Origin of the sequence: Burkholderia sp. BCC1972 (genome assembly GCF_905339605.1) — a bacterium.
Classification (GTDB): domain Bacteria; phylum Pseudomonadota; class Gammaproteobacteria; order Burkholderiales; family Burkholderiaceae; genus Burkholderia.
This window is the reverse complement of the sequence record NZ_CAJPGH010000025.1, coordinates 44,660-57,465: the sequence shown is the minus strand read 5'-3', so window position 1 is coordinate 57,465 and position 12,806 is coordinate 44,660. Positions and strand designations below refer to the sequence as shown.

Annotated in this window: 10 protein-coding genes; 5 read left to right on the top strand and 5 right to left on the bottom strand. The window is 63.4% G+C overall.

The genetic code is table 11. The features are described from left to right. Positions 1-244: 244 nt before the first annotated feature. Positions 245-676 carry a hypothetical protein gene (locus U5798_RS28575; RefSeq protein WP_322083905.1) on the top strand — a complete coding sequence of 144 codons (432 nt, stop codon included), beginning with the start codon at positions 245-247 and terminating at the stop codon, positions 674-676. Here U5798_RS28575 and U5798_RS28570 read toward each other — a convergent pair. The 3 genes from U5798_RS28570 to U5798_RS28560 form a co-directional block, all read right to left on the bottom strand. Next, positions 673-1,419: a hypothetical protein gene (locus U5798_RS28570; RefSeq protein WP_322083904.1), complete on the bottom strand. Its 747-nt coding sequence runs from the start codon at positions 1,417-1,419 to the stop codon at positions 673-675. The genes U5798_RS28575 and U5798_RS28570 overlap by 4 nt on opposite strands. A 121-nt stretch (positions 1,420-1,540) precedes the next feature. After that, positions 1,541-2,179 (bottom strand): hypothetical protein, encoded by a 639-nt coding sequence (locus tag U5798_RS28565; RefSeq protein ID WP_322083903.1) that lies wholly within the window; start codon positions 2,177-2,179, stop codon positions 1,541-1,543. Between the two features lie 743 nt (positions 2,180-2,922). Continuing rightward, a complete protein-coding gene (locus tag U5798_RS28560; RefSeq protein WP_322083902.1) occupies positions 2,923-4,368 on the bottom strand; it encodes a serine protease in 1,446 nt (481 codons plus the stop codon). Positions 4,369-4,774: 406 nt separating this feature from the next. On the opposite strand from U5798_RS28560, the gene U5798_RS28555 reads away from it, so the two are divergent. Then, entirely contained in the window at positions 4,775-5,158 is a 384-nt protein-coding gene (locus U5798_RS28555; protein WP_322083901.1) for a nuclear transport factor 2 family protein, read from the top strand. A 165-nt stretch (positions 5,159-5,323) separates the two neighbouring features. On the opposite strand, the gene U5798_RS28550 is transcribed toward U5798_RS28555, so the two are convergent. Continuing rightward, positions 5,324-5,599 (bottom strand): hypothetical protein, encoded by a 276-nt coding sequence (locus U5798_RS28550; protein WP_322083900.1) that lies wholly within the window; start codon positions 5,597-5,599, stop codon positions 5,324-5,326. 253 nt (positions 5,600-5,852) lie between these two features. Then, the gene (locus U5798_RS28545) at positions 5,853-7,400 is read right to left on the bottom strand and encodes a diguanylate cyclase domain-containing protein (protein ID WP_322083899.1); all 1,548 of its coding nucleotides are present in this window, start codon (positions 7,398-7,400) and stop codon (positions 5,853-5,855) included. A 500-nt stretch (positions 7,401-7,900) separates the two neighbouring features. On the opposite strand from U5798_RS28545, the gene U5798_RS28540 reads away from it, so the two are divergent. The 3 genes from U5798_RS28540 to U5798_RS28530 are packed head-to-tail and all read left to right on the top strand — an operon-like array spanning position 7,901 to position 12,731. Beyond that, on the top strand, positions 7,901-10,780 hold the full coding sequence (locus U5798_RS28540; RefSeq protein WP_322083898.1) for a xanthine dehydrogenase family protein molybdopterin-binding subunit: 2,880 nt from the start codon (positions 7,901-7,903) through the stop codon (positions 10,778-10,780). Then, positions 10,777-11,475: a (2Fe-2S)-binding protein gene (locus tag U5798_RS28535; protein WP_322083897.1), complete on the top strand. Its 699-nt coding sequence runs from the start codon at positions 10,777-10,779 to the stop codon at positions 11,473-11,475. The genes U5798_RS28540 and U5798_RS28535 overlap by 4 nt, the downstream gene beginning before the upstream one ends. Next, positions 11,472-12,731 (top strand): cytochrome c, encoded by a 1,260-nt coding sequence (locus U5798_RS28530; protein WP_322083896.1) that lies wholly within the window; start codon positions 11,472-11,474, stop codon positions 12,729-12,731. Before U5798_RS28535 ends, U5798_RS28530 begins: the two co-directional genes overlap by 4 nt. Positions 12,732-12,806 lie beyond the last annotated feature (75 nt).

The window sequence follows — 12,806 nt, the reverse complement described above, 5'->3', positions numbered from 1 at the left end:
GTGGCGTCATGTTTGAGATGGGAGGGGGCGAAACCGCATGGTGTCGAATGTTGGGGAAGCAATCCCGTTGGGAGGCGGCGCGCACGAGCGGTTGATGGCGACCAGAAGCAGACATCCATAGCTGTGTGGCTGCGAACTTTTTGGTACCCCACTAAATCCCATTAGCAACCAACACGGAACGTGTGAATGTACGAAAGACCTTAGATGAACGCGGTCGGCGACGGCTGATCGCGAATCCTGCACCGTGCGCTATATGACCTCAATACCTGACAGCTATGCAGACTCGATGCCCTCTGATCCTGATCTACTTGTGGACCTTGGACGAGTAGCGTGGGCAGCAGCACGTCTGCATGCAGGCGTTCGCGACTCCATCAACAAGCACAGTGGCTCAACCTCGATGGCTCCTTTTGAGCTGACGCTCGGGCGAGCCATTGCCGGCCTCGAAAAACTCGCGAAAAGTAATGGTCGCGCAGATCAAGTGGATTGGGTTCGCGACTTTGGACGACCTGCCAGCCGTCTTCGCAACGCGGTGATCCACGCCGTGACTTTTACGGCTCCCGATGACAAACAGGCTATTGGGACAGTCGATGGAACTCCACCAGGCAGATTCCTTGCGCCTGAATTGCGCGCCGTCACGCTTGCGCTTATTGGGGCAAGTATGAATTTGCCGCCCTAAGGCATCGACGAGACGTTGGTAAGCCGCATGTGCAACCGGCCTCCGGGCCGATACCAGCGACCGGATTCCGGGCACACGGCGGCGGGTGCGCCGTTCGACCAGACTTGCTCCTCATCCAGGTGCAGCGAGGTCGAAGCGGCCGTGTCAAAGACGACGTTAAGCGCTTGCGCGACATGGACGTCTTCGATGGGAAGCTCCCAGGTCAGGAATATCTGGATGCAATCTCGGTCTGGCGGGAAGTCGACCACATTAAATTCGCTACTGCCGCGCTGAATGACGCCATGAGGCTGGCCAGTATCGAATATCACAGCTGTTCCCCGGGTCAGCGGGATGCGATGGCCGGTAGACGGAAAATGCAGGTCCAGCCCTCGGTCCTCGCTGAGGAAGAGATTGCAGAAGGCCGCGCCGCCATATTGCGTACCGTCATGGTGATACCTCGCGCCACGACAGGCCATGAGGGCCACGTCACTGGAAGCAAGCACGTCGGGTAGCCCTAGCGCGCACGTCCAGTCGGACATTGCCTGCACGCAGCGCTTGTAGTCCGGCCAGCGCGCTTGCGTTCGCGCCAAAGGCATTGCCTCGACGTCACCGGGTTCCAGGACGAGCCGCGACGATGTCTCCCTTTCCCAATCTGCAAGCAGGCGTGCGGAAGGAACAGGCACGTCGACCGTGCCTGATAGAACGATGTCACTTACGCGTCGACTGCGAATGGCGTCGCCGCTCCAGAAATAGGAAGTCAGCATGTCTCGAATTCGATGCCGTCGAAGGGGGCAGTTGGGCAATTGTAGCGACTCAGCCTGATCGCATCGGCGAAAATCGGCCACAAGGAGCCGGTCGCGAGCGTCGGCTTTCCGGCTATCAAACTCAACTCCTGGCGACTTCTAAGCCATAGAACTTTTTCAAAGGAAGCCCAACATTCCACATGTGCTCCACGTCACCATTGCCAAGAGTTCCTTGGTAGAAACCTTGCCCTAAAAGGCTAGAAGGAAACTCGGGAGGTTGACCGATGATCGCCCGCTCAAAATCTCGTGCAACGCAATAGCTAATAAAGTCGGCCACTTCTAGCAGGAAGTGTGATCCGGGACGTACGAACGATGGTTCAATCACCGTAGCGCCGGCTGATATCCAACAAAACAGGCGCGTGTATTGAAGTCCTAAGAAGCACTCGGAGGCCCATCCCTCCGTCTTATTTCCCGAAGTTGTGTCCTGGATGTTGTCAAATATCCAATTGACGCTTTTTTCTCGATTTCTAAATTCCCTGAGCGTCGTCAAGATAGACTCGGAAAATGCATTATCCTTTTGATATTTTAAAAGTTTCTTGCGCTCCTTTGGATCGCATGGAACGATTATGCAACCTGAAATATTGAATGTGGTTAGCTCCGGCCTTGCATCTCGAATAATCTTTGCGAGCTTCCTGGCGTGCTCAATCTTGGCAATTTTATTTTTAAGCAGAAAGGTACCCGATTCGGGCCTGCTTTCCCATATCTCGGTGAAGTGGTGCACCCAAGAATCTGGGTCTTCGGTTGGTCGAATTGACTTTTTAAGATTGAAAATTTGCCTGCGGACTCGGTCATGCCTCCGTTTATGCAACGCGACAAGTGTTACGCAATAGAAGTTTAGCGGTTCTGAAGAGTGCTCTGCAGGTGGGTGACTTATATACCGAGCAGCCTCGTCGCCGTAAAGTGCCCACCTATTCTTGTCTGGCAGAATAGGTACCTTAATGGAGAAGTTGTGCCTGCAGGCATCGGATGAGCATGTCAGGGGAATATCGACCGGTACCCAGTACCCCTGCCCGTGATCTGACTTGACAGGTTGTTTTGGGAACTCCATTTTCGCAAGCCAAGGTATCTCCGTTTCTGTTTTACAGATGGGGCAAGCCCCTTTCATCCCGAGCAGTTCCTCTGGCACTAACCCCGGTGCCGCTCGGTGCGGGCGCTTCCTAATGTCCTTCATTGAATGTTTCCACGGCTGCACTTTCCTAGATATCGTCGGTGAAACACAGCAACGACCTGGGCCGAGCCCGGGCGCAGCATGGACGACGCACGAAAAAGCTAGACTCCCTTCCCGGCAACGCGTAGATGTGAAGGAAAGCTTTCAGCTAGTTTGTTCAAGAGTCTGAATTTCCGCAATGGGTCGGCACGCCGCCAGTCACTTCTGGCTCCAGTCGGCCAAATGGATCTATTCGCCTATGACCGCGATGTGGTTAATTGATTTCTCGGTTCTATTGGTTATCCCGCTTCGTTCGGTTACGTTGAGCGAGAGCGCCGTGGAGGAATGACGCCTATCATGGTTATGCGCCCCCCCTCAAAGTCATCAGCGTCCCTATTAAAGGTCAACTTGGCTTCGAAGCAGATGCGCTGAATCACTTCCAGGGTCGTTTGGCCGTCGGCCATCGCGTCCGCATTCATGAAATGCGCGTCGAAAGATGTGGTGTTGGCCACGTACACGGATGTGGGCACAGAGACAGTCCAGATGACAGTCCTCAGTTCAAACTCACAGGTGAACAGGATGCCGGCCTCTTCGATGCGTGCGTTTGAGATCACACTGAGGTCTTCGATCCCTTCAAAGTCCTCTACCTTGAAACTGCTGATCGGTTCAAGGCATGCATCAGGAATTCCACTGCTCCGAAGGAACGAGCAGGCGGTTTTTACTGGCACGCTAGACAAGTAGTCGATCGCTGCATGAATTAGAGCTTCATCTATGTCGTGCGAGTGGTCGTCCATGAACGTTTCGAGCTGCTCGTCGTCAAGCGCGATGTTTGTGGGGCGAATGCACTCGGGTCCAACGGCGTCGACTAGCTGCTTCATTTCCTCATCACTCATGGTCATAACCACGTCGCCGCGACGAGATCTCTTTACGTTCCCCTTCAGCTTGACAAGCCCTATATCCCGCGTTGACAGCAGCGTGACCCTTCCTCTCTGTAGCCACGGTGCAGTGAGATTGATCGAGTGCCTCATGACATCCCAGATCAATGTAACGTAACTTGGCCCTCCGTCGAACGAGGAAGAAACTACACCAATCACATATCCATCATCGTTGGCGACGGGGCCGCCGCTCATCCCGCCGAAAGTATCCATGGCAACCTCAACGCAGGCTGCGGGCATGCGCTCTCCTCGTCCGTTCGGGAACACGGCGGTGACCAGTCCTGACGAAACCAAAGGAGTAAGGCGAGATGTTTCTGCCTCGAAGTCTTGATGCCGATAACCAAAGGCCCATAGCCGATCTCCAACGAGGGGCAGGGCGACCTGGAGCGGCGCCAGAGTGAGCTGGCGATCCAAGTGAGCGTCAGAATTAAGTGTGCAACTTACCAGCGTGATGTCGGAGCTCGTTTTTCGACGGGCGTCGAACTCGCTCACCCCGGAACTGGTGACGCTCGAATGTCCTAACCAAACTCTTGCTCTGCCAGGAAGGAAGGTCATGAAGAGAGGCGGAGAGCTCGTGGCTGCAATTTCTTCCAGAACGTGGGTGGCGGTAAGTAGCAGACCTGGCCCGATCATCACGCCGCTCCCGATAGGTTCAAACCCTTCGTCCGTGGACCGAGCCACAGCGACGAGGGAGTCCCCAGCCTGATGCAAGGAATCCATGGGGCCGATGCCATCGTCGGCGCTGAACCTCGCCGTCTGCCACGACCGTTCGAGTTTCCAAAGGTCGTCGTTGGCATTGGTAATAAGGGCTTGGTGCTCTTGGGTCATACAACGGAGTTTCTCATCCTGAGCGGCGAAAGTGAACCGCCCCGGTTATACCCTGGGCGCTTCAGAACCGGTCGAGTAGGACTTGAACGCCAGTAATCGCTGCATTCCGGCTATCCTACCTAAAGCAAGCCTTCAATGTCCGCTCTCAGGCCATGAATCTTGGTTGTTGAATGGCGGCTTTGGGTCGAAAGTCTCAGCCCACAGAAGCCGGCAACAGGCCAGAAGCGATCGGTCGACCTCGTAGCCCAATTGCGCCGGCCACCACCTATCATGAAGAACTGGCGGCCTCTGCGTTCCGAGGCAAGGACACTCACGAGCACATCCTTGGCGGCGTCCCGAAGTCATCGAGCCGGGTGACCGCGAGCTTGCTCCACGACACGCATGAAACGGTATCCGGAGGCATTCCATGCAGGAAGAGGGCATACGCGAAGCGCTGAATGCGCACTGGCAGGCGTCGGCGGCCTGCGATCTCGACGCGGAACACGATATTTATGATGACGATGTCGTCTGTGACTATCCGCAGTCAGGGGAACGCATTCTCGGGCGCACAAATTTGCAGGCACTGCGCGGTCATCATCCCGGCAAGCCGGCAGGTTTCGACGTCAGGCGAATTCAAGGGGAGGGCAATCTATGGGTCACGGAATATTCGATTACCTATAGCGGCCGGCCGACTTGCACGGTCAGCATCATGGCGTTTCGCAACGGCAAGGTCGTTCACGAGACGCAGTATTTCTCCGATCCCTTCGATGCGCCGGATTGGCGGAGGCAATGGGTTCAGCAGATCGCGTGACAAGGCGCTGCGGCCGGACAAACCTACCCATACCGCCGAGAACGACACGCGAGCCCACGCGGATGTTTCAGCGATGAACACATGCCGGCGCGCGGGCCGGCTGCATTCGTGTGTTGGAATTCGCGCCGATCCCTTGCCGCAACAGGGCCGGCGCGTGCAATCGGCTTACCGTCCCGATGTTTCAGCTTCGAGACGTCCTTCTTCCCACAGCGCCCAGAAACGGCTGCCGGCACGATACGGATTCGCACGTCGCGTGCCGTGATCGGCGACGCCCTGGCGAAACGCGCCGTACAGCGTCAGCGGCGGATTGTCGATGCAGGCGACTTCGCGTGCGGCCGGCACGCGGCGTTCGGACACGAGCCGGCGGATCAGCGATGCGCCGTCGATCACATCCAGTTCGTCGACGGTTTCGCTGCGGCTGAGGACTTCGACGGTATTCATGTTGGGTCTCCCTGACAACCTGTTTCCCTGACAGGGAGCAATAAGAGTGCCAACCACGAAAAGCCTTGCGCTGCGTCGATCGTGCCGGCTTCTGCGGCCAACGTGACGCGCGGCGAGCAGCGATGTTACGGAACACGTCACGTGACACGCGCATGCGCGACGCCACGTGCGAACGCGCAAGGTGTTTCGGAATTGAATCGTCGGGAGGAAGCGGCAGGCAGGAAAAAGACGGAGCGGTGCGTGCGTCGCCGGGTCAGCTCGCGGCGACCGGCGCCACGCGGCGGCTGCCGCTCGAGTAGAAGCAGTAGATGCCCTTGCCGGCGGACTTCGCGTCGTACAGCGCGCTGTCGGCCTGGCGGATCAGGTCGTCGGGCGAGCCGTGCCCGTCGTCGAGCGCGATGCCGATGCTGATGCCAATGGAGACGGTCTCGCCGATCGACAGCGCGTACGGCGCCGAGATCTGCCGGATGATCCGCGCGGCGAGGATCGAGCATGCCTGCATCGTCGTGTCGTCGATCGCGACGACGAACTCGTCGCCGCCGATGCGCGCCGCGAGCTCGCCGGGCGGCAGCGTCTTGCCGAGCCGCTCGGCGACCTGCGTGAGCACCTCGTCGCCGGCCTGGTGACCGAAGCGGTCGTTGATCGCCTTGAAGCCGTCGAGGTCGAGATACATGACGGCGAACGCGGGGCTCGGCAGGCGCGGCCGGCGCGCGAGCCTCCGCTTGAGCTCCGCATGCAGTTCGTGGCGGTTCGGCAAACCCGTCAGCGCGTCGTGCCGCGCGAGGTGCCGGATGTGCTGTTCGGTCCGGCGGCGCGTCGTGACATCCTCGACGATGATCACCGCATTGCCGTCCGGCACGCGATGGCGCGTCAGTTCGAGCTGGCGGCCGTCGGCGAGCGCAATGTCGAACGGCATCGGTTCGACGCGGCGCAGCCACGCGTCGCATTGGGCGGCAAGCCCGTCGCCGGGACCGGTCACTGCGTTCGCGCCGAGCGCGGCAACGACGTCGGGCAGCGGCGTATCGAGCATGATCTCGCGCGGCGAGCCGAACAGCTGCGCGGTGCGCCGGTTCGCGACGATCACGCGGCTGTCGCCGTCGATCATGCACAGGCCGTGCGGCATGTAAGTGAGCGCGGCGTCGAAGTGCGCGACGAGCTCGGCGTTGCGCTGGCGTGCGGCGAGCAGCGCGACGAGCACGCGATAGTGGCGCTGGACGACCGTGCGCATCGCGGCGAGATAGATCGCGAGCGGCGGCAGCAGCAGCCACGCGCCCGAGCGGTGGGCGAGCAGCGCGCCGACACCGATCGGCAGCACGCCGAGCGTGACCTGCGTCATCGCGAGCCGAGGCAGCGCCGAATTGCGCGACGCGATCCCGCCGAACACGCCGCCGGCGACCATCACCGACAGCGTGCCGAGCTCGACGTCGACAGCCTGCACGCAGCCCATCACGCCGAGGCCGAGCACGAAGCACGCGACGAGCGAGACAGGCGCATAGCGCAACGCCCAGTATTCGGCGCGGTCGTCGCTGGCGTTGCGCTGCACGGTGTACGCGCGCGCGATCGCGAGCCTCGCGATGAGCAGGCCGAAGTCGACGATGAGCCAGGCGAGGCACCAGAGCTGTTGCAGCCGGATCAGTGCAACGGCCGCGACGAAGCTGCTCGCGAGCCCGGACAGCGCCATCGGGCGCACGTCCTCGAACAGCGTCACGAGCAGCGACGGGCGCAGCGCGGCCGTCACGCGGTGGTTGCCGGAGGCGGGAGTGGCGAGAACGGAGTTCAGGAGAAAGGTCCTGACTGCCATGGTTTTTGACCTCGACACGATGTCGCGATGGCCGGCGGCGCCCGCACGGCACGTGGCGGAAGCACCGGCCCGGCCGGATGCGCACGACATTACCATGAAAGATGGACGGCGCGGCAGGGCGGGAGGACCCGATGCCGAGCCGGCCGCTGGTCGTCAACCACGCCGGCGAAAGGCTTGCGCATCCATCGGCGCGAGGGCAGCATCGTTGCGAACGGGACGATGCACGGTGGCCGACCGGAGACCGGCCGCGATGCATGGCGCACATGCTTGCCGCATGCCGTCGATACGTCCCGGGCCGGAGCGAACCGGGGTAAACCAGACGATGTTCATCCTGCGACCGCCCGCCGCAGGCCGGCTGAATCCCGTTATAAGGAATTCAATAAGTATTTCATGCGAGAAATACTATAGGCGATATATCTAAAACAATGCCAGAATGCGCGCCGCTCCGAACGTCGCGACACCCGATCGCCGTCCGAGCCGCATCAGGAGGTTCCCCCCCAATGAAAAACCACGGCCTGTCACGGCGGGGTTTTCTGAAAGCCAGCGTGCTGGCGGGCGTCGCGGTGTATGTCGCGCCCCTGGGCAGCCGCGCATTCGCGGCGCTCTTCGAAGAAAAACTCCTCACCCCTGTCAAATGGGATAGCGTCACCGGCATCCCCCAATCCCGCATCGACGGCATAGCGAAGGTCACGGGCTCGAAAGTGTTCGCCCGCGACGTGCGTGCCGCCGACATGCCGCACTGGCCGCAGCAGCAGTCGCATGCGCTGATCCTGCGCGTCACGCAGGCCGATCGCACGTACGAAGGCTTCGACCTGTCGCTACTCGGCGACGACCTGAAGCCGGACCGCGTGGTCACGGCCGACGATCTCGCGCGCGACGGCGTCGCGTTCCCGACGTTCTACGGCGACGACATGCTGTTGCCGGCCGGCAAGACGCCCGCGTATCTCGGCCATGCGGTTGCGATCCTGATCTATCACGACTTCGCGCGCTTCCGCTTCGCGAAGAACGCGCTCAAGTTCCGCGACGACGTGATCCGCTACGGCGCGGTCACGGGCCCGCTCGAGCGCGACCCGTGGGGCACCTTCCGCTACGTGCGCGTGGGCGGCAAGACGGCCTATGACGACGACGTCTATTCGAGCCTGAAGGACGCGCCGATCTTCCCGAGCATGATGCGCAAGCACCTGCCGGTCTGGCCGGACGGCAAGGAGCACGGCAAGCTCGACGAGCAGGGCATGTTCCTGGCCGGGCAGATCGCCAGCGAGCTCGACCATCCGTCGGCCGACTGGCTCGTGTTCGATCGCGAATACAACACGCAGTCGGTCGATACGGCCGCACTCGAACCCGACAACGCGAACTGCTGGTACGACGCCGCGACGCAGTCGCTGCACCTCGTGGTGCCGACGCAGTCGCCGCTCGAAGTGTCGGAGAACGCGGCCGCGATGGTCGCGAAATGCCGCTTCCCGGTGAAGAAGCTGTTCGTGCATCCGTGCTACACGGTCGGCTACGGCTCGAAGGATCACTTCAACGTGCCGTTCTACGGCCTCGTCTGCGCGCTGTACGCGGACGGCCGTCCGGTACGTTTCGCGAACGACCGCTACGAGCAGTTCCAGACGTCGCTGAAGCGCCACGCGTTCAAGATGCACTACCGGATCGCGGTCGACCGCAACACGGGCCTGCTGCAGTCGTTCAAGGGCGACTTCGAGGCGAACGGCGGCGGCCGCTCGAACTTCTCGCCGTCGGTCGCGATGGTCGGCGCCACGGCCGCGCAATCGATCTACTACTTCCCGAAGAGCGACCTGGCCGCGGTCGCGATCGCGTCGCGCGCGATCGACGCCGGTTCGGCACGCGGCTACGGCACGCTGCAGAGCATGGCTGCGACCGAGATGGCGATCGACGAGATCGCCGCGCAGCTGAACATCGATCCGATCGATTTCCGTCTGCGCAACGCGCTGCGTTCGGGGATGAAGAACACGCAGGGTGCGATTCCCGCCGGCGCGCTGCGCGTCGACGAGGTGCTGGAGCGCGCGAAGCAGCATCCGCTGTGGACGCATCGTGTCGCGCGCAAGGCCGAATTCGAGGCCGCGAACCCGGGCAAGCGCTACGGCGTCGGCTTCGCTTGCGTGCAGAAGGATTTCGGCACGGGCGCGGAAGCGTCGTTCGCGAAGGTCGAGTTCGACGAGAACGGCAAGGTGTCGCTGCAGCACACGGCTGCCGAGATCGGCACCGGGATGTCGACGTCGCAGGCCGTCGCGGTCGCGAAATGGCTGGGCCGTCCGGCAACGGAAGTGCGCGTGGCCGTGACCGAATGGCCCGACCTGCCGGTCGAGACGAGCGGCGACCCGTACCTGATGTCGCAGGCCGACCAGGATCGCCTGAGTGCGAACCCGCGCTGGTCGCCGGGCTATGCGTCGCCGTCGAGCGCGACGAACTCCGCGTACTACTTCACGCACAGCACGCGCGAAGCCGCACGGGCGGTATTCCACTACGGCCTGTGGCCGGCCGCGATGTCGATCTGGACGCGCGGCCTCGGCGGCGGCCAGGCCGCGCCGTACGCGATCCGCATCGAGGATGCGCGCTGGGTCGACGGCAAGCTGACGGCCGACGGCCTCGAGCCGCTGACGTTCGAACAGCTCGCGAAGCAGGCGCATGCGCTCGGCCTGCCGACCGGCGCCGTCGTGCACGTGTTCAATCGCTGGCAGTGGACCGACGCCGAGTTCGACGTGGGCGGCACGGTCGAACGTCTGCCGATCGACGGGCTGTCGCTGCGCATCGGCGCGCCGAAGACGGGCGCCGACGACGGCCCGGTGCCGGGCACCGCCGCGCCGGCCGGCGCGACCGCGATGCACGGCACGCTGGCGCCGACCGCGAACGGCTACCGCGTGCTGGACCGCAAGCGTGTGTTCATCCCGCCGACGAGCCGCAACAACGCGGCCGTCACGTACTACACGGCGGTCGGCACGCTCGTCGAGCTGGCCGTGCACGAAGCGACCGGCAAGGTCGAACTGCTGACGCACCACTCGATCATGGAGTGCGGCAACCAGATTTCGCCGCAGCTCGTGTCGGGCCAGTTGCAGGGCGGCCTCGCGATGGGCATCGGCCATGCGCTGCACGAGTACCTGCCGCTCTACGAGGACGGCCCCGGCAACGGCACGTGGAACTTCAACCGCTACCAGCTGCCGCGCGCGTCCGACGTCGCCGTGTGGACGCAGACGGGCGACGTGCTGCCGCCGCTGTCCGAGACCGATCCGCCGAAGGGCGTCGCCGAAGTGGTGATGATCCCCGTCGTCGGCGCGATCGTGAACGGCATCGCGCATGCGATCGGCCATCGTTTCACCGATTTGCCGGTGACCCCGCAAAAGATCCAGGAGGTGCTCGCATGACGACCGCCCAAACCGCGGCTTCGGCCGCGAGCGCCAACGCGGCTGCGACCGGCGCTTCCGCGCCGGCGGCAGCTTCGGCCGCACCGGCATCCGTTCCTTCCGCGCCGGCCGCACCGGCGCCGGCCGCCGTCGAACGTCCGCTCGTCCGGTTCCAGCAGAAGCCGCTGTCGGTGAACATCAACGGCAAGTCCGTCGGCCCGATGCAGGTGCCGGAAGGGCTGATGATGATCGAGTTCCTGCACGAGTACGCAGGCCTCACCGGTTCGCGGCTCGGCTGCGGGCAGGGCGTCTGCCACGCGTGCGTCGTGATCGTCGACAAGCCGGACGGCACGAGCGAGGAAATGCGCACCTGCATCACCGGCGCGCACTTCTTCCACGGCCGTTCGATCCGCACGATCGAAGGCCACGCGAAGCGCAACGAAGCCGGCGAAGTGGTCGAGCTGTCGCCGATCCAGCAGAAGTTCCTCGAGCACTTCAGCTTCCAGTGCGGCTACTGCACGCCGGGCTTCGTCAACGCGGCGACCGTGCTGATCGAACGCCTGAAGCGCGAGCCGGTCGCGAAGGCCGACGTCGAACGCACGATCACCGAGGCGCTCGACGCGCACCTCTGCCGCTGCACGGGCTATGTCCGTTACTACGCAGCCGTGAAGGACGTGATCTTGACGACGCCGGGACTCGTGAAGGAGTCCGCATGAAGCGCACACTCGCTCATCGTGTCGCGCGGGCTGCGGGCCTGCCCGCGCTCGCCGCGGCCTGCGCGCTGCTGCTCGCCGCGTGCGGCGGCCACGACGCGCCGGCCTCGAACGCGGCTTCCGGCGCGCCCGGCGCCGACCAGGTCGCGCGCGGCCGCTATCTCGTCAAGGCCGCCGACTGCGCGGCGTGCCACACCGCGAAGGACGGCGCGCCGTTCGCCGGCGGCGCGGCGCTCGAATCGCCGTTCGGCACGTTCTACGGTTCGAACATCACGCCCGACAAGGATCACGGGATTGGCAGCTGGAGCGCGGACGATTTCTACGCCGCGCTGCACGACGGCAAGGCGCCGGGCAAGCGCCTGTATCCGTCGATGCCGTACACGTCGTACCGGCAGCTCACGCGTGCCGACGCCGACGCGATGTACGCGTACCTGATGACGGTCAAGCCCGTCGCACAGGAAAACCGCGCGCACGACCTGAAGTTCCCGTACAACCTGCGCTTCGGCATGGTGTTCTGGGACATGGTGTTCCTGAAAGACAGCCTGCCGGATGCGTCGGCCGGGCAATCCGCCGACTGGCAGCGCGGCCGCTATCTCGCGGGCGCGCTCGGCCACTGCGCGGAATGCCACACGCCGCGCGCATTCACGGGCCAGCTCGACGGGGCGAAGCCGTTCGCCGGTGCCGCGCTCGGCCGCGTGGCGGCGCCCGACATCACGCCGGCAGGTCTCGCCGCGCGCGGCTGGACGGGCACCGACCTGCAGGCGTTCTTCGGCGTCGGCATCGCGCCGCAAGGCTCGGCGTTCGGCGAGATGTATCCGGTCGTGCACCTGAGCACGCAATACCTGGCGAAGGACGACCTGCGCGCGCTGTCGGTATACCTGCTCGGCGACACGCCGCCCGCGCCGCAACCGGTGAAGCCGGTGCCGGCCGATGCCGCGCAGCTCGCGGCCGGCCGGTCGGTGTATCTCGCGGTCTGCGCGGGCTGTCACGGCTTCAACGGCGAAGGCAAGCCGCACGTGGCCGTGCCGATGAACGGCAACTCGACGGTCCGTCAGGGCGATCCGCGCAACCTGCTGGTCGCGATGCTCGACGGCATCGGCGAGCAGAAGTTCGCCGGTTTCGAGAACCTGCAGCCGATGCCGGGCTTCGCGCACACGCTGAGCGACGACGAGCTTGCGCAACTCTCGAACTACCTGCGCGCGACGTGGGGCGGCCAGCCCGCGAACGTCACGCCGGCCGACGTGAAGGCGATGCGTTAAGTCGTGCCGCGGGGCGGGGCGTCGTGCGCGAGGCAGCCGGTTTCCGGCGCTTGCGCGCGATGCACCGCGCCGCTC